At 69.0% G+C, this 25,374-nt stretch carries 21 protein-coding genes; 9 read left to right on the top strand and 12 right to left on the bottom strand.

From position 1 onward, the window contains the following. Positions 1-254: 254 nt before the first annotated feature. Together DJ018_RS10130 and DJ018_RS10125 are read left to right on the top strand one after the other, a co-directional pair. Positions 255-1,268: an NAD-dependent epimerase gene (locus DJ018_RS10130; protein ID WP_111514848.1), complete on the top strand. Its 1,014-nt coding sequence runs from the start codon at positions 255-257 to the stop codon at positions 1,266-1,268. Between the two features lie 79 nt (positions 1,269-1,347). Continuing rightward, positions 1,348-1,560, top strand: a complete 213-nt coding sequence (locus DJ018_RS10125; protein WP_111514847.1) for a hypothetical protein — start codon at positions 1,348-1,350, stop codon at positions 1,558-1,560. Between the two features lies 1 nt (position 1,561). Here the strand turns inward: DJ018_RS10125 and DJ018_RS10120 are convergent, their stop codons facing one another. Further along, on the bottom strand, positions 1,562-2,851 hold the full coding sequence (locus DJ018_RS10120; protein ID WP_111514846.1) for a nucleotide sugar dehydrogenase: 1,290 nt from the start codon (positions 2,849-2,851) through the stop codon (positions 1,562-1,564). Between the two features lie 144 nt (positions 2,852-2,995). Here DJ018_RS10120 and DJ018_RS10115 point away from each other — a divergent pair, with 144 nt between their 5' ends. Both DJ018_RS10115 and DJ018_RS10110 read left to right on the top strand, forming a co-directional pair. After that, entirely contained in the window at positions 2,996-3,316 is a 321-nt protein-coding gene (locus tag DJ018_RS10115) for a hypothetical protein (RefSeq protein WP_111514845.1), read from the top strand. Between the two features lie 82 nt (positions 3,317-3,398). Beyond that, complete coding sequence (locus tag DJ018_RS10110) at positions 3,399-5,183, top strand: serine aminopeptidase domain-containing protein (RefSeq protein ID WP_111514844.1); 1,785 nt, start codon at positions 3,399-3,401, stop codon at positions 5,181-5,183. Here the strand turns inward: DJ018_RS10110 and DJ018_RS10105 are convergent. The 7 genes from DJ018_RS10105 to DJ018_RS10075 form a co-directional block, all read right to left on the bottom strand. Beyond that, positions 5,097-7,496, bottom strand: a complete 2,400-nt coding sequence (locus DJ018_RS10105) for a glycoside hydrolase family 2 protein (RefSeq protein WP_205853746.1) — start codon at positions 7,494-7,496, stop codon at positions 5,097-5,099. The two genes, DJ018_RS10110 and DJ018_RS10105, sit on opposite strands and share 87 nt — an antisense overlap. A 42-nt stretch (positions 7,497-7,538) precedes the next feature. Next, a complete protein-coding gene (locus DJ018_RS10100; RefSeq protein ID WP_111514842.1) occupies positions 7,539-8,501 on the bottom strand; it encodes a DUF1839 family protein in 963 nt (320 codons plus the stop codon). 2 nt (positions 8,502-8,503) lie between these two features. Next, positions 8,504-9,409 carry an amino acid--[acyl-carrier-protein] ligase gene (locus DJ018_RS10095; protein WP_111514841.1) on the bottom strand — a complete coding sequence of 302 codons (906 nt, stop codon included), beginning with the start codon at positions 9,407-9,409 and terminating at the stop codon, positions 8,504-8,506. A 1-nt stretch (position 9,410) separates the two neighbouring features. Continuing rightward, positions 9,411-10,592, bottom strand: a complete 1,182-nt coding sequence (locus tag DJ018_RS10090) for an acyl-CoA dehydrogenase family protein (RefSeq protein ID WP_111514840.1) — start codon at positions 10,590-10,592, stop codon at positions 9,411-9,413. Then, the gene (locus DJ018_RS10085; RefSeq protein ID WP_111514839.1) at positions 10,589-10,837 is read right to left on the bottom strand and encodes an acyl carrier protein; all 249 of its coding nucleotides are present in this window, start codon (positions 10,835-10,837) and stop codon (positions 10,589-10,591) included. The genes DJ018_RS10090 and DJ018_RS10085 overlap by 4 nt, the downstream gene beginning before the upstream one ends. A 128-nt stretch (positions 10,838-10,965) precedes the next feature. Further along, positions 10,966-11,919, bottom strand: a complete 954-nt coding sequence (locus tag DJ018_RS10080) for a glycosyltransferase family 2 protein (RefSeq protein WP_165842868.1) — start codon at positions 11,917-11,919, stop codon at positions 10,966-10,968. Between the two features lie 90 nt (positions 11,920-12,009). Next, entirely contained in the window at positions 12,010-13,215 is a 1,206-nt protein-coding gene (locus DJ018_RS10075; protein ID WP_165842867.1) for a DUF4861 family protein, read from the bottom strand. A gap of 79 nt (positions 13,216-13,294) precedes the next feature. On the opposite strand from DJ018_RS10075, the gene DJ018_RS10070 reads away from it, so the two are divergent. Next, positions 13,295-14,464: a glycoside hydrolase family 88/105 protein gene (locus DJ018_RS10070; protein ID WP_111514836.1), complete on the top strand. Its 1,170-nt coding sequence runs from the start codon at positions 13,295-13,297 to the stop codon at positions 14,462-14,464. On the opposite strand, the gene DJ018_RS10065 is transcribed toward DJ018_RS10070, so the two are convergent. After that, entirely contained in the window at positions 14,461-16,341 is a 1,881-nt protein-coding gene (locus DJ018_RS10065) for a glycoside hydrolase family 2 protein (RefSeq protein WP_111515281.1), read from the bottom strand. The genes DJ018_RS10070 and DJ018_RS10065 overlap by 4 nt on opposite strands. 226 nt (positions 16,342-16,567) lie before the next feature. Here DJ018_RS10065 and DJ018_RS10060 point away from each other — a divergent pair, with 226 nt between their 5' ends. From DJ018_RS10060 to DJ018_RS10045, 4 genes are read left to right on the top strand one after another with little or no spacing between them, the layout of a single operon-like run. Further along, entirely contained in the window at positions 16,568-16,948 is a 381-nt protein-coding gene (locus DJ018_RS10060; RefSeq protein WP_111514835.1) for a response regulator transcription factor, read from the top strand. Positions 16,949-16,950: 2 nt separating this feature from the next. Continuing rightward, positions 16,951-18,054: a YaiO family outer membrane beta-barrel protein gene (locus tag DJ018_RS10055; protein WP_111514834.1), complete on the top strand. Its 1,104-nt coding sequence runs from the start codon at positions 16,951-16,953 to the stop codon at positions 18,052-18,054. Further along, a complete protein-coding gene (locus DJ018_RS10050; protein WP_111514833.1) occupies positions 18,054-19,103 on the top strand; it encodes a HEAT repeat domain-containing protein in 1,050 nt (349 codons plus the stop codon). The genes DJ018_RS10055 and DJ018_RS10050 overlap by 1 nt, the downstream gene beginning before the upstream one ends. Further along, positions 19,100-20,530: a glycosyltransferase family 2 protein gene (locus DJ018_RS10045; RefSeq protein WP_111514832.1), complete on the top strand. Its 1,431-nt coding sequence runs from the start codon at positions 19,100-19,102 to the stop codon at positions 20,528-20,530. Before DJ018_RS10050 ends, DJ018_RS10045 begins: the two co-directional genes overlap by 4 nt. A gap of 108 nt (positions 20,531-20,638) precedes the next feature. Here the strand turns inward: DJ018_RS10045 and DJ018_RS10040 are convergent, their stop codons facing one another. From DJ018_RS10040 to DJ018_RS10030, 3 genes are all read right to left on the bottom strand, one after another. Next, entirely contained in the window at positions 20,639-21,034 is a 396-nt protein-coding gene (locus DJ018_RS10040) for a response regulator (RefSeq protein WP_111514831.1), read from the bottom strand. Continuing rightward, the gene (locus DJ018_RS10035; RefSeq protein ID WP_111514830.1) at positions 21,031-23,505 is read right to left on the bottom strand and encodes a CHASE3 domain-containing protein; all 2,475 of its coding nucleotides are present in this window, start codon (positions 23,503-23,505) and stop codon (positions 21,031-21,033) included. The genes DJ018_RS10040 and DJ018_RS10035 overlap by 4 nt, the downstream gene beginning before the upstream one ends. Before the next feature lie 80 nt (positions 23,506-23,585). After that, the gene (locus DJ018_RS10030; protein WP_111514829.1) at positions 23,586-25,295 is read right to left on the bottom strand and encodes an MHYT domain-containing protein; all 1,710 of its coding nucleotides are present in this window, start codon (positions 25,293-25,295) and stop codon (positions 23,586-23,588) included. Positions 25,296-25,374 lie beyond the last annotated feature (79 nt).

Here is a 25,374-nt window from a genome sequence, read left to right as displayed (position 1 = left end):
AGTATCGGCATAGTGACAACGTTGTCATGACCTCAAGTGCCCGGGACTTATCACCTTGATGTTGACTTCTGCTCGTCCACTGCGCAGCGCATTGTGACACCGGTGTCATCGATTTGGTGAAAAAATGGGAGCGCTAACACCTTGTCCGTTGAAAGGTTCCCTTTCGCAACGGCTGTTTTTCACAAGTCAAGAACCGCACCTCGACCAGAAGCCGCTGGCGCCATATTCAGCGGGTAGCGAGAGGCGAACCCCATATGGCGATCCTGGTCACCGGCTCGGCCGGCTTCATCGGCTTTCACCTGTCCCAGCGCCTGCTGGCGCGCGGGGATGAGGTGATCGGCGTCGATGACCTCAACGCCTACTACGACCCTGCCCTCAAGGCGGCGCGGCTCGACATCCTGGAGAAGCAGCCAGGCTACCGCCACGCGCGGCTCAACCTTGCCGATCGCGACGGGATGGCCGCCCTCTTCGCCGAGACCCGGCCCACGGGCGTGGTCAACCTCGCCGCACAGGCCGGCGTCCGCTACAGCCTCGAAAAGCCCGAGGCCTATGTCGACAGCAACGTGGTCGGCTTCCTGAACATCCTGGAAGGCTGCCGGGCCGTGCAGCCCGCGAACCTCGTCTACGCTTCCACCAGCTCAGTCTATGGCGCCAACGGCAAGCTGCCGTTCAACGTCCACGACCACGCCGTTCACCCCATCACGCTCTATGCGGCCACCAAGCTGGCCAACGAGGCGATGGCGCACAGTTACTCGCACCTGTTCGGCTTCCCCTCCACGGGGCTGCGCTTCTTCACCGTCTACGGGCCATGGGGACGCCCGGACATGGCGCTGTTCAAGTTCACCGACGCGATCCTCTCGGGCCGGCCGATCGACGTCTTTGGCCAGGGCAAGATGCAGCGCGACTTCACCTACGTGGACGACATCGTCTCAGGCGTAATCGGCGCCTTAGACCGCCCCGCCCAGGTCAACCCGACCTGGGATCCCCAGTCGCCGGATCCCGCCACCAGCGGGGTGGCCGCCTGGCGCGTGCTGAACATCGGCAACTCCCAGCGTGTCGAGCTGATGCGCTACATCGAGGTCCTGCAGGAAAAGCTCGGCCGGAAGGCGGAGCTGAACCTCCTGCCCATGCAGCCGGGCGACGTCGCTCGCACCGAGGCCGACATCGCCGAAACGCGCGCGGCCCTCGACTACGCTCCCACCACGCCGGTCGAGGTGGGCGTCGGACGCTTCGTGGACTGGTATCTGGACTACTACGGACGTCGCTGATCCGCGGATCTCGCGACATCTCGCCGCGCGGCGGCGTGCGGCTTGGCCTGTTCGCGCGGCGCGCCTGAAACTGCCCGTTATGGGACAGGAAACTCGCGCCGCCACGCTCTTCAGCCCCGCCCGGCAGGGCCGCGCCAAGCGCACCAACCGCTTCGTTCAGCTCGCTCCAGGCCCGGAGACGCCGCAGGCTCGCGACAAGGCCGGGGCCCAGCACGGCATGCTTATCATGCTGGCTAGCGGAGCCGCTTTCTGGGGCGGCGTGGCCGCCACCGTCGCCCTGCTCGCCGGCTGATCTAGAGCCGCAGGTCGGCTGCGCCTCGCGGCAGCACGCTTTTCACGTCCACCAGCACCGATCCGGGCTTGCCCAGGGCGCGGATCTTCTCCGGACCCAAGTCCGCGAATTGCTGGTGCGCGACGGCCAGCACCAGGCCGTCGTAGCCATCCGCCGCAGGTCCCTCGACCAGTTCGATCCCATACTCGTGCCGCGCTTCGTCCGGGGCGATCCACGGATCCCAAACGTCCACCTGCGCGCCGTAGTCGGCCAGTTCCTGCACGATGTCGATCACGCGGGTGTTGCGCAGGTCCGGGCAGTTCTCCTTGAACGCCAGGCCCATCACCAGAATGCGGGCGCCGTTCACCGGCAGGCTTCGGCGGATCATCTCCTTCACCAGCCCCTGGGCGATGTAGGCGCCCATGCCGTCGTTGATGCGTCGCCCAGCCAGGATGACCTCGGGGTGATAGCCCAGGGCTTCGGCCTTGTGGGTCAGGTAGTAAGGATCGACCCCGATGCAGTGGCCGCCCACCAGCCCCGGGCGGAAGTTCAGGAAGTTCCACTTGGTGGCCGCCGCCGCCAGCACCTCCGAAGTGTCGACGCCAAGGCGATGAAAGATCAGCGAGAATTCGTTGATCAGCGCGATATTCAGGTCGCGCTGCGTGTTCTCGATCACCTTGGCTGCTTCCGCCACCTTGATGGAGCTGGCCCGGTGGGTGCCCGCCGTGACCACCTGGGCGTAGAGCGCATCCACGAAGTCGGCCGCCTTGGGCGTGGATCCCGCGGTCACCTTGATGATGTTCGCCAGCCGGTGGTGCGGATCGCCCGGATTGGCGCGCTCCGGGCTGTAGCCGGCGAAGAAGTCCCGGTTGAACGTCAGGCCCGAGACCTGCTCCACCACCGGCACGCAGTCCTCCTCCGTCGCGCCGGGGTAGACGGTGGACTCGTAGATAACCACGCCGCCCTGGCCGATCGACCGTCCGACAGTACGGCTGGCCGCCATCAGGGCCGACAGGTCCGGCCGCTTATGGGCGTCGATGGGCGTCGGCACCGTGACGATGAAGACGTTGCAGCTCTTTAGATCGGCTTCGTCGGCCGAGAACGTCAGCTTGTCCGCCGCCTTCAGGTCCGCCTCGGAAACCTCCAGCGTTCGATCATGGCCGCGGCGCAGTTCCTCCACCCGCCGCGCGTCGATATCGAACCCAACCACCTCGTGCTCCGCTGCGAAGGCTGCCGCCAGCGGCAGGCCCACATAGCCGAGGCCCAGCACCGCGATCTTGGCCGGCGCGCGGGTGAAAGGGTTGTGCAGCATCGAGATCTCTGGACGTGAAGCGACGCGGGCGTCACTAGCACGGTTTGCGCTCGGCGCGGGAAGCCTGCGCGTCCCCCTGCCCCATTGCCGGGCGCCGGGAACAGCCCGAAGCTGCACCATATGAAGACTAGATCTGGAGCCGCATTGCGACGCCTCGCCCTTCTCTCCATCCTCGCTGGCGCGCTCTGCGGCTGCACCACCGCGGTGGTCGACGCGCCCGACGCTTTGCAGGGCAAGGACATTCAGAACGCAGTGGCCCTGTTCGGCCCGTGGCACGAACGGCGGACGGTGAACGGGCGCGTCGTCTACATCTGGCGGCGGACCGTTGAAGTCGACGGTTCGCCACAGGGCTGCGAGCTGTCCGTGGAGATGGGCTTCCGGGGCGCGGTGGCCCGGAGCCTCGTTCAAGGCTACCCCGCAGCCTGCAGTTCGTTCCGGGTGATCTACGAGCCGGACCGCCGCTGACAAGCTTTGCAGAAAGTCGCCGAGGCTCGGGAACATAGCTCCACTACAGCGGGTTGGTGCCGCGCTGAATGGAGGCGAAAATATGGCGCCCGAAAGTGCCCGCAGGCCTGCAGCCCTGTCCCTGACGCTCGGCGATTGCGCGGGGTGGCTGCACGGAACGAGCGGCGAAACTGGCGTGCTGCTCTGCAGCCCCTGGGGTTTCGAAGAGCTCTGCCTCAGACGCGCCTGGCGCATGCTCGCCGACAACCTGGCGGACGCGGGATATCCGACGCTTCGCTTCGACTATCCCGGCTGCGGCGACTCCCTAGGGGACCCGGAAAAGGTCGCTGGCCTCGCCAGCCTCGTGGAGGCGGCGCGCCTCGGCGCTGACACCCTCAGGAAAGCCGGCGTCCGCCGTCTGGTGATCATCGGCCAAGGGCTAGGCGCCACGGTCGCTGCGCTCGCGGCCCCGAGCGTTGAAGCCGAAGGTCTGGCCTTGCTCGCCCCGCCCGCTCGCGGCCGGGATTACCTGCGGGAGCTTTCCGCCTGGGGCGCTATGGTCGCCGAAACCATGCACCTGCCGGCCGACATCGCAGCCCCCGGCGCGGTCGCCGGCTTCGCCTTGCCGGACGGCCTTCGCACCAGCCTCTCAGTGGCCAACCTCCTGGACCTGGCCCAGGCTCCAGCGCCTCAGGTGCTGGTGGCGGCCCGTCCTGGCCGGCCAGGCGACACGCGCCTCGCCGAACGTCTCCGCCAACTGGGCGCGCAAGTCGCCGAAGTCGCCTACGCCGGCTACGAAGCGGCGCTCGGCAATCCCACCGCAGCACATGCCCCGGTGGACGTGATCGCCGCTGTGACCGATTGGATGCAGAGCCGGTTTCCGGCTCAAGCCGGCGAGGCTTCCACGCTGCCCGCGCTCGACCAGCTCCGGACTGCGACCTTCCGCGAGACGGCCGTTCGCATCGGCCCGCACCAGCTCTTTGGCGTCCTGTGCGAGCCGCAGGGTCGGCGGCGGGGCGACACCGTGCTCCTGCTGGGCTCGGGCGGCGACCCTCACGTTGGCTGGGCGCGCTCCCACGTGGACTACGCCCGCGAACTCGCCGCCGCTGGCGTCGCCTCCTTGCGCCTCGACAGCCGTGAAGCCGGCGACAGCCCCGGCCCGCTCAGCGCCGAGCCGCTCCAGCTCTACGATGAAAGCCAAGTCGAAGACGCCCTCTCGGCCGTGGACTGGCTGGAGCGCCAAGGCCTTGGTCCTGTGCTTCCCGTCGGCCGCTGCAGCGGCGCCTTCATGGCCTTCCATGCGGCGCTGCGCGACAGCCGCATCGGGCGCATCATCCTGGTGAACCAACGTCGCTTTATCTGGGACCGCCAGGGCGGGGTGGAAGCGGCCCTCGACAAGGTAGGCCATTACCAGCGCCAAGTGCGCGATCCGCTGAAGCTGCTCGTCCGCTGGGTGCGCGGCGACCTCAACCTGGAGGCGGCCCTGGCGCGCCTTGGCCCTGCCATGCTGATGAAGCTGCGGGGGATACTGGGCGGTCATCGCCGCGGTCTCGCCTGCCGCACGCTGGACGCCTTCCGCACGCTGGAAAAGCGCGGCGTCGCCATCAGCATGCTCTACTGCCGTGGCGGCGAAGGCCACGCCGATCTCAACGCCCTGCTGGGGCAGGACGGCGGGCCGCTCAAACAGCTGAACAACGTTGAGCGCATTTGGCTGGACGGGGCCGACCATGGCCTGACGCCGGTAGCGGCCCGCCGCCGGCTTCTGGACCTGATCCTCGCCACCGCCCTGACGGGCGAAGTGTCAGCCGTAAGCGCCCAGAACGCGCCCGCCGAGGCCGAGGATCTCGCCTTGGGGCTCGCCGCTCCCGGCGGCGCCCTGGCGGCCTGACAGCCGCACGGTTCGCGGCTCGCCCGGAGCCAGAGGAAACCAGTCGTCCTGCGGGGCGAAGGCGGCGTCGGCCACATGCACATAGGGCTGGAGCCGTTCGGCGCGCAGCGTCAGGCGCCAGCCCTGCCCGTCCGGCTCCACACGGGTCTCGACCGCGCCCGCGCCGGCTCGCGGCGTGCCGGGCAGCACGTGCAGGGCTTGGCTCTCCAGCTCTTCACCGTGCCGGAGCTCGGCCAACACCATCTGGTGGGCGCGTGGTCCAAACCGGTAGGCGTAGTTCAGGTCGAAGAAGCGCCCCACCAGCTCGAACCCGCTCAGGGTGGTCGCACTCCTGGGCGCCAGCATCACCTCGCGCCGCACGTCGATCAGCGCGCCCGGCTCGTCGCCGAACGCCGCCAGCCGCAGCTCGCCCGACCAGGCCGCACCCGTCTCGTTCATCAGGTGAACCGCCAGCCCGTTCACGCCCTCGTCAGTCAACAGCACCTGCACCGGCTGGAGCACCCGCCGCAGCACGTGCAGCGCCGGCTTGGACTCTCCATCGGCGTCGATCAGCCCCCACCCTGCGCCGATCTCGAGATCCCGAAGCGTCCAGACCAGCCCACCGCCGCAGCCGGACCCTGCCCTTCGCCATTCGCTGAACACGGCGGCCATGGCCTCACCGCTGACCACTCGCGACAGATCGAGATAAAGGTCCGGGTCTTCCCGGCGCAGCCGGTAAGGGTCTGCGCCGAACAGGCGCTGCAGGTAGTGGTCGCGGACATCCTCGAAGTCCCAGCTCGCCCCTCGGTCGCGAGGCACGCGGGCCTTCCAGCGCGGGTCATGCACGGCCGGCGCGTTCAGGCCACGCGCCAGGGTCTGCGGCTGCGGCACATTCGCGAACGCCAGACACTCTGCCGCAAAGCGCACGCCGGTCCGACGCGCATCCTCCAGCGGCCGTTCATAGGCGCCCACGCCGTAGTAGTGGGTGACGCCCTTGTCGGCCTGGAACGGCATGGCCCCGCCGCATGGTGTGTTGGGCACAAAGGCCGCATCAGGCCGAAGGTCCCGCGCCACGTCGGCCAGCACCGTCTCGAACAGGCTCCAGTCCAGGGCGGCGGGGTCGAGGCCCATCATCGCCGCCTGCTGCATCACCTCGCTGCCGCCGCACAGCACCGCCAGGGACGGAGAGCCCTGGGTTCCCGCCAGGACAGCGGCGGCTTCGGCGCGCACCAGCTCCCGGAACGCAGGGTCGGCGGCCGGATAGTCGAAGTTGGCGAACATGAAGTCCTGCCAGACCAGCAGCCCGAGCTCGTCGCAGACCCGGAAGAAGTCGGCGCTCTCATAGACCCCGACCCCGCTCACCCGGACCATGTTGAAGCCGGCATCCCGCGCGGTTCGCAGCGTCGGCTCATAAGCCTCGCGGCCGGAGCTCAGCGCCACCAGATCGGGCGTGATCCACGCCGCGCCCCGGCAGAACACCGCCTCGCCGTTCAGCCGCAGCGCAAAGCCCTCGCCATCGAGCCCGCGATCCACCTCCAGGCGTCGGAAGCCGACCCGGCCGAGCTCCAGCGTCTGACCACCGGCCCGAACCGTGACCGGGTAAAGCGGCTGAGGGCCATGGGTGTGCGGCCACCATGGCTCGGCGCTGGAGACCTCCAATTCGACCTTCAAGCGACCATCCGGCGTGGGCGTCATCGCCGCCTCGGCGTCCCCGCAGGCCAGCACCACCTCGCCGAGCGCTCCGGACAACCTGAGGTCCGCCAACAGCCGTCCGCTGGCGCCGGTCCAGTCCGTCTGCAGCCTGAGGTCCGATGAGTGCAGGGCTTCTGTCGCGGTCAGGCTGATCGGTCGCCAGGGACCCACGATGTCCACAGACGGGCACCAGCCCGGCATGTGGCCCAGCAGCGTCGTGCGCACGAGCCGCAGGCCCTGATGCTCGATCATCCGCGGCCGCCAGCGCGCTCTCGGACCTTTGCCGCTCAGCTTCGGCGTCAGCGCACGGAAACAGATCCACAGCTCTGCGCCCGGCGCGATCTGCACCTCGGCTTCGGCCGGCGCGAACATGGAGCTGGAGACGAGCAGCGGCGCAACGTCGATCCAGACTTCGGCGAAGGTCGCCAGCCCTTCAAGCCGCAGGCGCTGCGGCCCCGTGCTCGGCAGCGGCAGGCGCCACCAGAAGTCCTGGTCATGCAGAGGTGTCGGCTGGTCTCGCCGCCAGAGGCCGGCCGCTTCCAGCGCCTGGGCGACCGTGCCCGGCGCGCGGGCCTCGACCCAGTCGGGCAGGGCACGTGCATCGGCCGGCGTGGCGCAGGCGCCCGCAGGCGTCGCCGCCATCTGCCAGCCTTCCTCCAGCCGCTCCATCCCCCGTGGGCCTCGTCAGGCCGCGTGCTGGATCGGCTCGGCGGCGAACAGCCGCTCCCATGCCTCAGCGGCCGGATCCAGCGCCTGGGCGAAACCTTCGAAGCGCCGCCGAGCCACGGCTCGCGCCAACTGGAACTGCGCCCCCTTGGCCGTGGCGGCAATGGTCTCGCACGCCGCAATGCGCGGGTCGGCGCCGTCGGACAGCCAGGTCAACCCAGCGCCCAGCAGGTCGAAGTTGGCGCCCAGAAGCCGCAGGTTGTGGAACGCGAAATCGTGGAACGCCTGCTCGCCCCGTCCTGCCAGAGCCTCAGCCCTAGCCGGCGCTTCCATCTGGAAGGCGCGGATCGGATTGCGCGCCGGCCGCTTGGCCCAATGGCTTGCAAACAGCGTCGCCGCCCTCGCCCTCAGCTCCTCCGCCGGGAGCCGCAGGGGCTCCAGCGTGGTGAACTCCACGTAGGGACGGAACGGCGCGCCATAGGGCGTCGAGGCCGGGAACACGCCGTCGAAATCCTCGCCCTCAAGGACGAAGTAGCCAGCGTTGTGGAAGTACTCCATCCGCTTGCCCGCAAGGTCGATGCGGTTGGGCGCGATGGTCGTCTTGCCGTGCGTGGTCCGGTAGGCCGCGATGCCGGTGTCCGGCAGCCAGAACGGGTCCACCTCGATAAGGCACATCCGGCCTCGCAACATCTGCAACAGCGCGTGCTGCTCCACCGGCTCGTAGATCGCCAGTTCCTGCACCCGCAGCCCGAACAGCGTCTCCAAATCCTCCAGCGGAAACTTGGTGAAGCTGAACTGGTCGCCTTCGAAGTCCTGCCGCGCCGCAAAGCCCAGCGCCGCCTCCGCGGGCAGGCCGAGGGCATGCAGGACCTCGATCCAGAGGTCCACGTAGCAGTTGGTCTCGGCCCAGGTGCGATCGGGGGCGTGCAGCGCGTGAGGCTGGAAGCCCTCGATGTTCAACCAAGGCAGGCAGGCGTCCACCGTCAGCCCCAGAGGACGCGGCGCACGTTGTCCGGCCAGGCCGCCGGGTCGAGGCCATGGTGGCGGAACAGCGCCAGGGCGATGCGCTCCAGGCCGAAGCCCACGCACGACGTGTGCGCCGGGCCGCCGTCCGCCAGCCGCACGCCCCAGGTGTGGGCGAAGTGGTCCTGGTGGTAGTTGAAGCTCAGGCAAGCCGTCGGCTGAGCGTTGGCGACGGGGATCACCATCTCCAGCTTCAGCCCCTGCTCGCGCTGGTTCACCTTCATCATGCGGCCGGCCCGGCCGAAGAAGGGATCGTTGGCGGGCACCACTTCGTACGGCAGGTCCAGCGAGGCGATCATCTCCTCCGCCCGCTCGATCCAGCGCTGGCGGAAGGCCTGCACCTCCTCGGCGGTGCCGGCGCGAACGTACTCGCGCATCCGGAACAGCTGCATGCGGGCCGGATCGGCGCTCGGCTCGTGCCGGAAGCAATAGGACTGAACGTCGAACAGCCGCCCGCCCGGCGGCAGAGGCCCCTGAGCCGCCACCATTGGATAGAGCGGGTAACAGGCGGCGGGCGTCAGGGCGATGTCGGTCGCTTCCTGCTTCTGGGTCCAGTCGCCGCCCTCGTCGAGCGTCGCCAAGAGGTCCATGTGGTCATGGTCGCCGCCGCAGAAGCTGTGCACCGTGCCGGCCAGCTGCGGGAAGCTCTTCATATAGCCGGACGTTTCGAGCTGCCGGCGGGTCATGGCTGGCGGAAAGCGGATCACCTCCGCCCCGTCCGCGCCGCCGACGCGGCTGACCAAGGCCTCAAAGCGGACGATCACGTCCTCGAAGACGCCGCTGCGGCCGTAGAGGCCTTCCACGCCGGTGCGGATCAGAAGGCCTTCGGCGATCAATTGATCCAGAAGGGTGACGCTGGCGTCCATGTCAGGATCTCCGAGTTTGGGCGGTGCGCTGCACGAGCAGCAGTTGGCCGGCGCCGGCCAGGATGCGGTCGTTGCCGATCATCAGGCGGGCGGAATGGATGTCGCGAAGGTGCCGGCCCAGGCTGTAGGGGCCGGAGTTCTTGTAGGCTTGCAGCCCGCAGATCATCAGCGCCTCGTCCACCACGCGCAGGGCTTCGGTGGAGACAGAGACCTTCAGCGCGTTCATGGCCAAGGCGAAGCCCATGGTGGGCCCCGCGTCCGGGTTGGCGCGCATGACGTCCCAGCGGGCGAGCCCGTCGCGGATCGCCGCCTCGATCAACCGCAGCCGCGTGTAGGTCTCGGCGAGCTTGGGCGCGCCGGGCGGCGTCACGGCAGGGTTCTTGCGCGCTTCGGCCGTGACGAACGCCTGGGCCTTAGCCAGGGCGTCGCTTGCGATGCCACACCACACGCTGCTCCACAGCAGGTGCGAGGCCGCCACCATGGACTCTGCGGCGATGTCGGCGAACGGCCGCGGCAGGATCTGCTCCTGCGGGGCGTTGGCCTTGTAGCGGAAGCCATGGCTGCAGGTGCCCCGCATGCCCAGCGCGTCCCAGGTGGAGACCCGCTCGATCTCCATTTGGTCCTTCAGGAGGACGCAAAGCACCTGGTCTGACGAGGGCGCGTCCGGATCGCGGCGGGCCGTGGCGAAGATGGCGTCCGCCTCCTCGCCGTAGGAGATCACCGGCGCGTTCTTGGCCAGGTTGAACCGCTCGCCGTCCGCTTCCACAGCACAGATCGACTGGCGAAGGTCGCCGCCGACGCCGGCTTCGGTGGTGGAGGATGCGAACAGCAGTTGCTCGCTCGCCGCACGGGTCAGGAACTCCCGATGCCAGGCGCTCTCCATCCCACAGTCCAGCAGGTTGACCAGGCTGATGTGGTGCATGGCGAACACCATGCCGGCCGAGGCGCAGGCCCCGCCCAGGGTGGTGCAGATGCCGGCGATGTCGGCCAGGCTTGCACCCTCGCCGCCCACTTCGGCAGGCGCCGACAGGGCCAGCAGGCGCCCAGCGCGCATGGCGTCGACCGCCTCATGCGGGAAGCGGCCCTCGCGGTCTACGGCTTCGGCGTGTTCAGCCGCGATCTCCGCAGCCGCCCGCACCCGCTCGGCCAGGCTTGCACCGGCGACAGCGCCGGCCGGCTTCATGCGACTAACGTAGCGGAAGAGATTTGCGAGACCGCGCGCTCGATAGCCGATGCGCTGCGGAAGGTGGCCCGGTTCAGCATCTCTTCCGGGAACTCAATGTCGAAAGCTTCTTCCAGCGCCAGCATCAGCTGGACCGAAGCGAACGACTTCATGCCGGCCCGGTACAGGTCGGTCTCATCGGTGATCTCGACACCTGCCGGCAGACCGGCGTGCGCAAGGATGATGTCGTGGATTTGCTGGTTCATAAGCGCCCTCCCGTGGGCGCCGGAAAGCCACACCGACGCCACATTTCACAGTCGAGCTCGTTAACGTCGGCAAAGCGAAGCCGTTGCACAGCTTCCGTAAAACTTGACCATAAAGCTTGAAGGCGGCGTCAGGCCGTCGCTTTGGCCGCCGCTGCGCGCTTGTCGGCCAGGATCTGGCTGACGATGTAGGGGGCGTCCGCAGCCCGCTCGACGATGGCTTTCAGCCCTCGAACGATGCCGCCTTCACGCCGCGCATCGAGCACTTCGCGCAGGCGGGTCTTGGCCCGCACCTGCGCCAGATGCCGCCGGGCCGCGCGTCGGTCTTCCTCCGACAGCCGCTCTGCGGACGCGAGGCTCGTGCAGGCCTTCAGGAGCGCCTGCAGGTCGCGGGTGGTGTGCGTGGCGCTCAAGGAGTCGCTCCGCTCCACCGCCACATAGCCGCAAGGCTCCAGCACCTTGAACACCGCTCCGTTGGCCAGCGCGGTGGCATAGAACACGTAGTCCTCGCCCAACCGGACCGTCTCGTCGTAGCGCAGACCCATGGCGTCGATGAAGCTGCGGCGCATGATCGGCTTCAGGAAACCCAGCTCGCGGCGGGGCATTCCCGGCTGGCTGATGTTGCCCTCGGCGAACCGGGCGAAGCTCAGCGTCATCGGCAGCGGCTCACGCTCTCCGATCAGCCGCCGCATCGGCTCTTCCGGCCGATCGGCGTAGATCATCGAGATGTCGTCCGCGACGAAGTCGCATCCGTCGGACTGGTCCAGCAGCTTTCCGAGGCGCCCGACCTCGAAATAGTCGTCGCCGTCCAACGGGCACACCCAGGACGATGTGGCCGACTCCAGCGCCTTGTTGCGCGCCGCCGAGGGGCCGACGTTGACCGCCATGGAGCGTATCAGCAGGCGGTCGGACCCCGCCGCAGCCTCCTGGGCGCGCGCCACCGTGTCATCGCTGGAGCCGTCGTCGATCAGGATCACCTGCGCCGCTTCGGGCTGCGCCAGCGCCGAACTCACCGCGCGGGCGATGGTCCGCCCGGCGTTCTTGGCGGCGATGATCACCGAAACGGTGCGGTCGGACTGGGACACGTGCAAACCCCCTGGCGCGCGGAAACGCCCCGGCCAGCAAGCGCGGCCTTGGACCTGCGTCCAACGGTCAGGCCTGCAGGAACGTTCCCTTCAGCGCAGGGGCGCGACGCGGATCGGATGCTCCAGCTCGGCCAGGGTGCGGTCGAGTTCCGCGCGGAACGCCGCGAGGTCGTGGATGTCCCCATCCTTGGTCCAAACCGCCGCAAAGGCGTAGCGGACGTTCTGCGGCTCGCCGAACCGCACATAGAGGCTGCGTCCATCGTCCGCGGGCTTGGCTTCGTCCACGCGGTAGAACAACGCTAAGCCCAGATCGTCCCGGTTCTCCGCCTGCGGCCCCCAGCTGGCCAGGTAGGCCCAGTCGCCCCCGCTGGCGGACTGCAGCACCGTCACGCCGGGATGCTTCACCAGTCCCGCGGCCAGCGGCGCGTCGGCGCCCGCTCGTGCGCGCACCCACGTCAACCGACTGCCAGCGGTGATCTCGTAGCGCGCGGTCAGGTCCGTCCGCCCATCGCCTACGCGCACGCCGCGGTCGTCCACGCGGACCGCGGCGATCACTGGCCCGTTCGCTTCCACCGCCGCGCTGATGGAATCAACCTGGCCGATCTGCTCGGCCATGGCGCCCCGCACCACGCCCAGGCCGCCGACGCCCAGCGCCTCGCCCACCTTCAGCACGTCCATCCCCCACGCCGCCTCGGCGTGGTAGTCATCCTGGCCGAGCCCAATCCGGTGCAGCACCAGCTCAGGCTGCTTCTTGCCGTAGACATCCGTGACGTTGCGCCCGTCCAGATAGAGCCGATAGCCGACCTTGTCGGACTCCCAGGCCGGCCCCTCCATGGCGATCAGGTTGTCATGCACAGTGTGCTCGGCCGGCACGTCCAGCCGCGCGGCCGGCTCGAACCGCCCGCCCTGGAAGGTCTCGCCTGTCTTGGTCGCGCCCGCCTGGACGTTCAGCACCGCCTGCACGCGGGAGCTCGTCTCGGCGGCTCCTGGCCGCAGCGTGATCCGTCGGCGCTGGTTGGGGCGGAAGTCGGCCACCAGCACCACCGCCTCGATGAAGCCGTCCCCATTGCGGTCGATCGCCTGCGCCGGCGCGGGCCGGCCATCGACGGCTGCGGTCCACGCCAGGTTCCGCCGATCCACCCGCGTCAGCAGGCTCGCCGGCGCCTCGATCAGGGCGTCTTTACGCGCCACCGGTTCGGTGTTTTCCGCGACGAGGTCGACTTGCGTCTGCGCCTGGGCCACGCCCGCGACGAGCAAAGAGGCGGCCAGCGCCAGCGCCGAAGGATGTCGAAGCATGAGCCCTCCCACGGGCGGCTTGACCGCCCTGGCCGGCTTAGCATGACTTGGCGTCCAACGAACACACAGGGAGGACGGCATGGCGAGCTGGCGCAAGAGTGGGGCGGCGTTGCTGCTGGCGGCGGCTGCGATCACGACCCCTCTGTCCTCACCCCCCGCCCAGGCTCAGCCCGCAAGGGCCCAGGCTGACGCTGCGACCGTGCTGACGGCCATGGAGCGGGTCGGCGCCTGGCAGATCGCCCACCTCTCGGATTTCGGCTACGTCCGCACCTTCCGCGACCACACCGAAGAGCCCCGCGGCTGGATCCAGGGCGCCTTCTACGTCGGGTTAGCTCAGTTGGCCGCCCGCTCCCCTGACCCCCGCTTTCGGGAGGCGCTTGTGGCCAAAGGCCGAGCCGAGGGATGGGACCTGGGCCCTCGCACCTACCACGCCGATGACCACGTCATCGGACGCGCCTGGCTCTGGGCCGCCGAAAACGCCGGCCAAAAGGAGGCTCTGCCGGTGGTGCGCGCCCGTCTCGACCGCGTCTTGGCGGCGCCGCCCCGGACCACCCTGGATTTCGCCGCCGGCGGCTCGCCCGGCGCGGCTTGCTCAGATCGGTGGTGCTGGTCCGACGCCTTGTTCATGGCCCCGCCGCTGTGGGCCGAGATGACCCGCCTCACCGGCGATCCCAAGTACCTCGCCTACGCCGACGCCGAATGGCAGGCGGTCAGCGCCCTGCTCTACGACCCGGCCTCGCACCTCTACTACCGTGACAGCCGCTTCATCGGGCAGCGGGGCCCCAAGGGCGAGAAGATCTTCTGGAGCCGCGGCAACGGCTGGTCCTACGCAGGCCTCGTGGCGATGCTGAAGTCCCTGCCCAAGAACCACCCCTCCCGGCCGCGCTATGAGGCGCAGTTCCGGCAGATGTCAGACCGGGTGATTCAGCTCCAGGGCTCGGAGGGCTACTGGCCCGTCTCGCTGGAAGGCGGCCCCGGCGCCACGCCCGAGACCAGCGGCACGGGCTTTTTCACCTATGGCCTGGCCTTCGGCCTGAACAGCGGTTTGCTGGACGCCAGCTACCGCCCCGCGGTGGAGCGGGGCTGGGCCGCCCTCGCCCGCGCCGTCCGTCCGGACGGCCGCCTGGGTTGGGTGCAGCAGGTCGGGGAAGCGCCCGACCACGTCCTGCCGGACGACACCCAGCTGTTCGGCGTGGGCGCCTTCCTGCTAGCCGGCTCGGAAGTCTACGACCTGAAGCGCCGGCTTTAACGGCCGGCCTTCTCCGCCAGCTTGCGGTAGTGGTCGGCGAGCACCTGGAACGCCTGCTTGCGCTGCCCAGTCTCGCTGATCAGCCCCTTGCGGTTCCAGCCCTGCTGGTGAACCGGGTGCTGGCGCCGGGGCGAGCGGAAATCCTTCAGGATCCAAGGCGACATGCCGCGCAGGAAGCTGACCTTGTCAGCCATGGCCAGGGTCGCCCGGAAGTACTCGGCCTGGAACTCCTCCGAGAACTTGCGCCCGTTCTCGTCATGGAAGCCCACCTGGGCGTCCGCGCCCAGTTCGGAGAAGATCAGCGGCTTTCGGTAGTCCGAGCGCCAGGTGATCGCCGGCACCGCTGACAGCGCATCGCCCGAGTACCAGCCGTTGTAGGTGTTGATCGCCATGACATCGAGCTTGGGCGCCAGGGGATCGTTGATCACCTGCTCGGGATGGCCATCCCGCTCCGTGCGGTCCGCCAGCAGGGCCGCGGTCACCAGCCGGCTGTCGTCCAGCGCGCGCACGTCGTCCACCAGGGTCGACAGGAACGCCGTCCGCGGCTCGCTGATCGGGGTCTCGTTGGCCACGCTCCACAGGATGATCGAGGCGCGGTTGCGGTCCCGGACGATGTTCTCGGCCAGCATCTTGCGGGCGTTGGCCAGGGTCTGCGGATTGGAGAAGGCGACGCGCCAGTAGACGGGGATTTCGCTCCAGACCAACAGCCCCATCTCGTCCGCGGCGCGGGTCATGACCTCGCTGTGGGGGTAGTGCGCCAGCCGCACGAAGTTGCCGTTCAGGCCGACCTTGGCCTCGCTCAGCAGCGCTCGCGCGGAGGCCGGCGTGATGGCGCGCGTCGGCTCCTTGCCGATCTCCTCCTCGTGCAGGCTGATGCCGCGCAGGAACACCGACTTGCCGTTCAGCAGGATGTCCTCGCCCCGGACCTCGATGGTGCGGAAGCCGATGCGGTCGCGCAGGACGTCGCCGCCCGCCTCCACCGTCACGTCGTACAGCGTCGGGCTCTCGGGGCTCCAGAGGCGCAGGCCGCGGGGCCGGGGGATGGATCCGGTCCACGCTCCGCTGGCGTCCGTCTGGCCGCTGATCGTCAGGTTCGCGCCCGCCACACGGACCCGCACCGGCGCGTTCGCCGCCCCTGGCCCGTCCAGCTTCACGCTCGCGGCGATGTGGCCGTCCCGCGTCAGACGCACCCAGGCGTCGTCCACAAAGGTGGCCGGTGTCACCACCAGCTTCACCGCGCGCGTGATGCCGCCGTAGTTCTCCCAGTCGGTGACCGGCGGCGGCACGCTGTCGGCATTGCGCTGCGAATCCGCGCCCACCGTCACCTGGTTCTCGCCGTCCCGCAGCAGGCCGGTGACCTCGAAGGCGAACGGCGTGAAGCCGCCCTCATGCCGTCCCACCGCCTTGCCGTTCACATAGACATGGGCCGTGTAGTCCACCGCGCCGAAGCGCAGGAATGCCCGTTGCCCAGGCTTCAAGTGCGCCGTGAAGGTCCGCTGGTACCAGATCAGGCCTTCGTAATGCCGCAGGGTCGGATCCTGGGTGATCCAGGACGAGGGCAGATAGGCCACGGGCGAGCGGCGCATGTCATATTCGTAGAGCGCCTGCGGGTCGGCCTTCTCGGCCGCCGCCACGTCGGTCTCGTCATAGCGCCGGTGCCCTTTGCCCGCCTCCTCGCCGTGGAAGCCGGCCAGACCGTCGCGGAACGGGTCGATTGAGTAGTTCCAGGCGCCGTTCAGGTCCACGCCGTCCCGCAGGTCGGCCGCAACCAGCACGGGCGTGGGCGCCGGCTGGGCCACAGGCTGCGCCACTGAGACGGACGCGCACGCCGCGGCGGCCGCCAACGCCAGACCGAACCTGCGCGCGGCGCGAAACATGGTTTGCACTCGAATTCCTCCCAGCGCCCTCTTGCAGAGCGCGGCCATTCTTGGACGTCCGGCTCCTTGGCGTCCAGCCGGCAGGCCGATGGCGCCGACGCCACACTCAAGCCTTGCCTCGTTAGGCGCGACCATAGGTCTGCTCGCACCACCTAGGCGTCGTGGTATGGCGCGAGGCGATGGGCGACCGTCCCGTCCTTTCTGAGTCTCGCTTCCGGTGCGTCGCATGCCCCAGTCCCAGGTTCTGATCGCCGACGACGATCCCCTTCTGAGGGAGATCCTCCAGCACAAGCTCTCCGCCGCCGGGTACGCCGTGCGCAGCGTGGAGGACGGCCGCGCCGCCCTTGAGCAGGTGCAGGTCGAGCGGCCAGACATCCTGGTGCTCGACGCCATGATGCCGGTGATGGACGGCTTCGAGGCCCTGCGCCGGCTCAAGGACGATCCGGCATCGAGCGACATTGTCGTGGTCATGCTCACCGCGCTGAAGGGCGACGAGGACGTGGTCAGCGCCCTGCGCCTCGGGGCGGCCGACTACCTCGCCAAGCCGTTCAATCCCGACGAACTGGTGGCGAGGCTGCAGAGACTGGCGCCGGCGGCTCAGGCCTAGACATGTCCAGGATGCCGCTTGTCGCCGCCGCGGGGCTCCTCTCCCTCGCGCCCGCCGTCGCCCTGGCCCAGGCGCCTGTCGACGATTTCGCCCGCGGCCGCGAGCTGCGGCTGGCCGGACGCTCCGCCGAAGCCGCCGAAGCCCTGGAACGCGCCGCCTCGGCTCAGCCGCAGGACGCGGACATCTGGCTCAATCTCGGGCTGGCGTATGCCGCGGCTAAGCGCTTTGACAAGGCGGACGCCGCCCTGGACCGCGCCCTCGCCCTCGCCCCGTCCTACACCGACGTCCAGATCGCCCGCGCCCGGATCGCTCTGTTCCGGGGCGACGCCGCCGAGGCCGAGCGCAGGCTGCAGCCCGCCCTTCAGGCGCAAGCTCCCACCCCCGACGCCGTCCAACTGCGCGACCAGATCGCTGCGGCCCTGCGGGAGGGTGAAATGCCCTGGCGCTTCGACGCTTCCGTCAGTCGCGCCCGCGTTTCCGGCCCGCTTCCGGACAGCACCTTGGCGACGCTCGCTCTCAGCCGACGCCTGACCAGCGGCGTGACCCTAGGCGGCAGCACCGAGTACGTGCGCCAGTTCGGCCGGACCGACCTCTATGTCGAAGGCTTCGCGGCCAACCGGTTGGGATACCTGGCGCTGGGCGGCGCGCCGGACGCCGACTTCCGACCCGAGATCGCCGTCCGCGCCGGCCTTGCCGGCAAGCGTTGGTCGATCAGCGAAGGCTGGACGGTTCAGCTGGGTCTGGACGGCTCCTGGGCGCGCTATCCGGTGGGCGACGTGCGTTCGCTGCACCCCGTGGCGACCCTGGCACGCGGCGAAGGCTTCACCCTTCAGGCCCGCTGGATCAACGTCCTCGACGAGCAGGACGAGTACCGCGACGGCTATGCCCTGGGCCTGGGCTGGCAGGTCGCCCCTCGCCTGCGCGCCTCCCTCGGCTGGGCCGACGCGCCGGAGTCCACGCAGGGTGTGACGACGCCGTTGCAGGCGGTCTCCGCCGGGCTGCAGTACGACTTTGGCTCTGCGGTGGTGCGGATCGGCGGCGCCCACGAGATGCGGCCGGCCTATGACCGCGACGAGCTCACGCTCGCGGTCTCGCGTCGCTTCTGATGGCCCTGCTCACCCTCATCTGGCTGCTGGCGCTGGGCATGACCTTCGCCGCGCTGTCCTGGATGAGCGTGCTGCTGGCCATGCGCCTTTGGCACGACCGCCGCGCCGCGCGTCGGGCGGCCGCCCGCAAGTCGGTGGAGCAGGCGCTGATCGCCCTTCTGCTCGGCAAGTGCGACCTTCAACGCGATCTTGGCCCCTTCGCCGGCCGCGCGCGGCTGATGTCGGAGTGCCTGCTGGAGTTCTTAAGCCTGGTGCGCGGCGCCGACCGCACGCTGGTGCTCGCAGCGTTCGACAGCCTCGGCGTGCCGGCCACCCTGCGTCGGCGGCTGACCCGCGGTTCGGCCGCGGGCCGTCGCGCCTGCATCGAGGCCTTGGCGGCCTTTCCAAGCCCGGAGACCGAAGCCGCCCTGCGACAGGTGGTCTCCAGCGGCGCGCCTCAGCTGCGTCTCGCCGCCCTGAAGTCCATCGCCGAAGCCGGCGGCCACGTGCCGCTCGGCCGCGTCCTGGCCGACCTCAAGGTCGGCGCCCTGCCCCTTTCCGGGCTGTCGGGCGACTTCCTGCGCGATCGCGTCGCCGCCGAACCCGGCGAAGCCATCTCCGCCCTGGAAGACGACCTGCTGCCGAGCACCCTGCGGGTCCTGGTGCTGGATGCGCTGGGCTCGGCGGGTGACTACGCCGCGCTCGACATCCTGGCCGCCCACGTGGGCGCACCGGACGCGGAGGTCCGCGCCGCCGCCGTGCAGGCCCTGGGCCGGCTCAAGCATCCCGCTGCCCGGCCTCACCTCGCCCGCGCGCTCCAGGATCCCGACTCCCAAGTGCGCGCAGCCGCCGCCGAAGCCGTTGGCGACGCAGGCCTGGACGGCCTGGCGGACGATCTTTGCGCAGGTCTGGAGGACGCCGTTTGGCGTGTGCGCTTCCAGGCCGCCGCCGCGCTTCGCAAGCTTGGCGCGCCCGGCCTGCAGCGCCTCCAACACGCCGCCCGCGAAGCGTCGGACGTGGCGAGCCGCGCAGCATCCCTCGCGCTGGCCGAACAGGGGCTGCCCTCATGACCTTGCATGACCTCGCCCTCGCCGCCGCAAGGTTCTCGGCGCTGATCGCCGGGTTCGTGATCCTGGCGGGCTTCGCCCAGAACAGCTTCCACATTTGGCAGCTGCTGGTCGCCTCGCGCGCGCTGCGCCGGCAACGCGGGCTTCCCGAGACCAGCCTCGTCTGGCGCCGCTACGCGGAGGCCGCACCGCCCATCGCCCTGCTGGTGCCGGCCTATAACGAAGAGCTGACCATCGGCGAGAGCCTGCGCTCGCTTCTGGCGCTGCAGTACCCGAGCTTCGAAGTGGTCGTGGTCAACGACGGCTCCGGCGACGGCACCCTCCAGGCGCTGATCGACACCTTTGAGCTCGAGCCCGTGCAGCGCAGCTACGAAGCGATCGCCCCCTGCGCCGCCATACGCGGCCTCTACGGCAGCCGCCGCCAGCCGCGCCTGCTGGTGATCGACAAGGAGAACGGCGGCAAGGCCGACGCCCTGAACGCTGCGATCAACCTGGCCCGCGCGCCCATCGTCTGCTCCATGGACGCCGACTCCCTGCTGGAGCCGGACGCCTTGCTGCGCGCCGTGCGTCCCTTTGTTGAGGATCCCGAGCGGGTGGTGGCGGTGGGCGGCACCGTGCGCGTCGCAAACGGCTGCGACATACGGTTCGGCCGCGTCTCCCGCGTGGGCGTGCCGCGCAACTTCCTGGCCCTGCTGCAGACCATTGAATACCTGCGCGCCTTCCTGATGGCGCGTCTGGCCTGGAGCGAGATGGGCTCGCTGATGATCATCTCAGGCGCCTTCGGCCTTTTCCGGCGCGAAGCGGTCCGGGCGGTGGGCGGCTACACCTTGGGCACGGTTGGCGAGGACATGGAGCTGGTGGTCAAGATCCACCGCCACTACCGGCGCGAGCGCATGCCCTACCGTGTGGTCTTCGTGCCCGAGCCGGTCTGCTGGACCGAAGCGCCGGAGACCCTGCAGATCCTCGGGCGCCAGCGCGCCCGTTGGCACCGAGGCGCCCTGGAGACCTTCTCCAAGCACTTCGGGATGCTCTTCAACCCGCGCTACGGCCGGGTGGGCTCGGTGGGCTTCGGCTACATCTTGCTGGTGGACGTCCTGGGCCCCTTCGTGGAACTCGCCGGCTATGTGCTGATCCCGGCCTTCTGGCTGCTGGGAATTCTCAACACCGAGTTCCTTTGGGCCTTCCTCGCCGTCAGCTTCGGCTTCGGCGTGGTGATCAGCGTCGGCGCCCTGGCGCTGGAGGAGACCGAGCTGCGCCGCTTCCCGGACGTGAAGAGCCTCGCTGTCCTCATGGCCGCGGCCGTGGTCGAGAATTTCGGCTATCGCCAGATCAACAACGTCTGGCGGCTCTGGGGCGCCTGGCAGTTCCTGCGCAAGCAGGAGAGCTGGGGCGTTATGACCCGGCGCGGCTTCAGTCGGGCGGCGGCGTAAGCAAAGCGCAGGATCAGCGCCCACTCACGGCGTCGGTCGGTACCGGAAAGCCGTAGAGCCGCATCTGGACCGAATGCGCTCTGACGAAGTGGGCATCCTGCCCGCCGCCTAGGCAGCGTCCGCAGCGCGGGCCAGGATCGCCCGCACCTCTCCGGCAAGGGACATCGGGTCGAAAGGCTTCGTCAGCACCGCCACGGCCCCTGCCTCGCGCAGCGAAGCCTGCTCGTGCGGCTGGGCGCGAGCCGTGCAGAACGCCGCCGGGGTCTGCTTGCAAACCGGCAGCTTGCGCAGCTCGCCCAGGGTGGTGGGACCGTCCATCTGCGGCATCATCACGTCCAGCAGCAGCAGGTCGGGCGCAAAGCCCTCGTCGCGAACCGCCGCTATGGCCGCAGGTCCGCTGTCGGCGGTCCGCACCTCGAGCTCCGGGTCGAGCGCCAGAGCGAACTCCACGAGTTCGCGGATGAACTCGTCGTCGTCGACATAGAGGATGCGGGCGGCGCTCACGCGGAGGGCTCCTGTTGGCGGGTCAGACTGCGGACGGTGTGCGCCAGGGCGTCGAAACTGACCCGCGACTTGGTCAGCACGGCCTCGACCTTGCCGACAACATCGGCGTCCACCTCCTGCCCCGAATAGATGATCACCGGCGGGGCGCCACCCTCCTCGCCCAGCAGGGGCAGAAGATCGAGGCCGGATCCATCGGGCAAGCCGACATCCAGGATCACCAGGTCCGGCCGGCGGCGCTCAAGCCAGGCGCGAGCCGCGCCAAGGCTGTCCATCGCGACCACCTCGCCGGCTCCGGTCAGCGCCACGCGCACGACCTCGGCCAGATCCAGGTCGTCATCTACGTGCAGGATGGTCAGAGGCCGCCGCCCGCCGAGCGCTCCCGCCACCACTTCCCGAAGGCGACCGATGTCCACCGGCTTGCCGATCCAGTCCGCCACCGTCAGGCCAGCGATGCTGCCGGCGTCGTCGCCGCTCATCACCACAATGGGCAGGCCACGCAGCGCCGGGTCCGCCCGCAGCCGCCGAGCAAGCGACAGGCCATCACCGTCGGGCAGGTGCAGATCGAGCAACAGGGCGTCGAAAGGCCGTGCGCGTAGAGCGCTCTCCGCCCCTTCGACCGACTGGGCGATCTCCACGGCGAAGCCGTCCTTCTCCAGGCCTCGCGCCACGACGTTGGCGAGCGCCGCGTCGTCCTCGCAGACCAGCAGGCGCATGCGCCCCGCCCCCACCTCGTCCAATTGGGCGCTGGGCAGGGACAGCTGGAACGTCGCGCCGGCGTCGCTGCTCTGCGCCAGCACCAGCGTGCCGCCGTGCCGCTCGGCGATCTCGCGGGAGATGGCCAGACCCAGGCCCGATCCGCCGATGCTGCGTACGCTGGATCCGTCCGCCTGGGCGAACTTGCGGAACAGCAGGGCCTGGAAGCCTTCCGGCACGCCCGGGCCCTGGTCGCTGACCCGGGCCGTCACGCCCTGCTGCCCCCGCTCGAGGCTCAGGGTCACCGTGCCACCTGCTGGCGAGAACTTGATCGCGTTGGACAGCAGGTTGTTCAGCACCTGGATCAGCCGGTCCGCGTCGCCATTGACCATCAGCGGCTCCGACGGCGCGGCGAACGCCACCCGAACCTGCCGCTCGTCGGCGAAACCAGACATGCCTTCCACGGCCCGTCCTGCCGCCTGCCGCAGGTCCATGGCCCGCATGTCGAACCGCACCTGTCCGGAGGCGATCTTCTGCACGTCCAACAGGTCGTTGATGAGGCGCACCAGCCGGTCGCAGGACACTTTGGCGATGTGCACCAGCCGCGCGGACTTCTCCGGAAGCGGCCCGGCGGCGCCGCCGTCCAGCAGCCCCAACGATCCGGCGATGGAGGTCAGCGGCGTGCGCAGCTCGTGGCTGACGGTGCTGACAAACTCGTCCTTCAGCCGCTCGGCTTCCTTCCGCTCGGTGATGTCGCGCACCGCCGCCACGACGTGCACGCCATCGCGCATCCGCAGGGCGCCCAGGGCGATCTCGACCGGGAAGGTCGTACCGTCTTTGCGCCGGCCAGTGTACTCGCGCGCCAGCCCGAGTTCCGGATCCCCCTTGAGGGCGAGCCGCTGAAGGAACAGCCCTTCTCCGGGCGCGAGGTCCACCAGCAGCGATGCGTCCCGCCGCACCAGCTGTTCGCGGTCGTAGCCGAACATGGTCTCGGCCGCCCGGTTGATAGTTTCGATCGAGCCGCTGGGGTTCAGCGTGACGATGGCGTCCATGGTGCTCTCGAAGATGCCGAGTTGCCGGGCGCGCTCCTGTTCGATCCTCTCCATCAGAATCTGCCGCGACTGGGTGTGCCGATGGACCAGCCACGCCGCCAACATCAGGCTGGCCAGAAGCAGCACCGAAACCACCCCGGCCATGATGCGCGTGTGGAGCGATCGGACCCGAACCTGCGCCGTTCGCTGATCCAGGCGCAACGACTCGGTGCGGATCATCTCCCCCACAGTCCGTCGGATTTCGTCCATGGCCGCCTTGCCGCGGCCGTTGGCGACGAACTGCGCGCCAAAGCCGGCGTCAGCGCGTCGGGCCTTGATCCCCTCGGCCAGCAGCTTAAGCCGCAGATCGACCTGCTGCCGCAGCAACCTCATCCGCTGAAGTTGGCCTGGCTCGTCCGCCAAAAGGCTGTCCAGCGACGCCAAATGCGCGTCCAGCGCGCCCACCCCACTGTGATAGGGCTCTAGAAAGCTCTCCTGGCCCGTGACGATGAAGCCGCGCTGCCCCGTCTCGGCGTCCTGCAGCAGCGAGAACACCCGCTGGATCTGCTCGCGGGTCCGGTAGGACTCCTCCACCTCGCCCCGCAAGGTCGCGACGCTCACCAGGCTCGCGAACAACAGGCCGGATGTCAGCACCACAAGCAGCGGGGCGACAATCAACGCGATCAGGAACGCGATGCGATAACCTCGACCGACACCAGGGGGTGCGGCGGGCGAAACAATGGCCATGCCGAAGACTCCTGCTGCCGCTTTAGCCGAATACCCAAGCTTTGGCTGCGGGTCAGATGCGCGCGCCGACCGATGGCGGCTCACACGCGGCCGGAACGACCCGCCAGGACATCTAGTCCGGACGCCGGCTCCGGGTCTGGAAGCGGCATGGTCAACCGCATGCGCAGTCCCTCAGGTGCATATTCAACCTCGGCGCGCCCGCCGAGCTCGGCCGCGCTGCCCTGCACCAATCGGCTTCCAAATCCGCGACGTTTCGGCGGCTGAACCGTGGGACCGCCTGTCTCGCGCCAGGTGATCTCCAGATCCCCGCCCTGCGAACCCTCTAGCATTTTCCAGTCGACCTCGACCTGGCCGGACTCCGCCGACAGCGCACCATACTTGGCGGCGTTGGTGGTCATCTCGTGCAGCACCATCCCGAGCGCGAGGGCATGCCGGGCGGGCAGCCGCACAGCCGGCCCTCTCGCAACCACTCTTTGCTGGTCGTACGGGTGCAGTTCCTGCTCCAGGATCTCCCGAAGACTGGCGCTCTCCCAAGATCCCCGCGTGAGCACATTGTGTGTGTTCGACAGGGCGAGCAGCCGCGCCTCGAAAAGCTGACTGAAGTCCTCGATCGACTCGGCTGTCTTCGCTGTTTGTCGCGCAATCGACTGCACCGTCGCGAGGGTGTTCTTCACGCGGTGATTCAGCTCATCGATCAGCAGCCGTTGTCGTCTGTCGCTTTCCGCAAGGGCGGTGAAGGCTTCGCGCCGCTCGGTGACATCCAACACGACGCCAACCATTCGGCGTGGCCGGCCCGCAGCGTCGTTCACCACTCGTCCGCGCACATTGATCCAGCGCGCCGCATTGCCTACGGGCCTCAATCGGTATTCGGCATCGAGTTCCACGTGATTGTTGATCGCGTGGTCCAGCAGGCGAGTGCGGCGGTCATGCTCGGCTGGTTCCAGCGCGTTCAACAACTCGGCCTCGCCGAACGGCTCATCGGCGGACCGCCCCAGGATCTCTTTGCCTTTGGATGAGACGTGCAAGGTCTTCCGCGGCAGAGCCAGCTCCCAGTACCCCACGCCCCCAGCTTCGAGCGCCGCAAGAACGTTCAACCTTTGATCGTAGAGCGAGGCGAGAAGCGCCAGCGCCAGCACCAGAATCGTGCCTCCAGCGACGACGGCGGCTAGCACGAAAGGAGGTGCGCCATGAACAGAGTGGGCCCCTCCGGCATGGGTGAGCTTCAGCCCCGCCATGGCGGTGTAATGCATTCCCACGATGGCTGCGCCGAGGATCACGGCGGCGGCTCCTCGCCAGCGCAACGAGCGCTCACGACGAGCGGCGAAGAGTGCGGCGGTCGACGCCAGCACGGCGATGACGAAGGAGAGGCCTACCAGCCTTATGTCGTGTCCCAGTGAGACCGCGGTGCTCAGGGCGGCCATGCCGACGTAGTGCATCAGGCAGATGCCGATCCCCATGGCGAGGCCGGAAACAAGCAGGCTTCGCTTTTTCGCCCGCTCGTGCGCGGCGGCGAAGAACGCGCCGCACGTGGCGCCGATGGCCAACGAGAGCGACAAGAACGTTAGGGGCAGGTCATAGCTGACGGGCGAGCCCGGATCGAAACCGAGCATGGCCACGAAGTGCATGGACCAGATGCTGGCCCCCATGGCGACGGCCGCGGCGCCGAGCCAGATCAGGCGCGTGCGCCCGATGTGCGATCGCACCCTTCGGAACAGATCCAGGGCTGTCCACGAACCGAAGACCGCGACAACCATGGACAGAAACAAGAACACTGGGTGGTGATGCACCATCGATTGTCGAGGCTGCCATCAAGCGAGCCATCACGCACCAGACTTTTTTCAACCCAGACGTGAAAGTGCTTCGGTGCGA

The organism is Phenylobacterium deserti (genome assembly GCF_003254705.1).
GTDB classification, from domain to species: domain Bacteria; phylum Pseudomonadota; class Alphaproteobacteria; order Caulobacterales; family Caulobacteraceae; genus Phenylobacterium; species Phenylobacterium deserti.
This window is presented reverse-complemented; position numbering and strand designations above follow the sequence as displayed.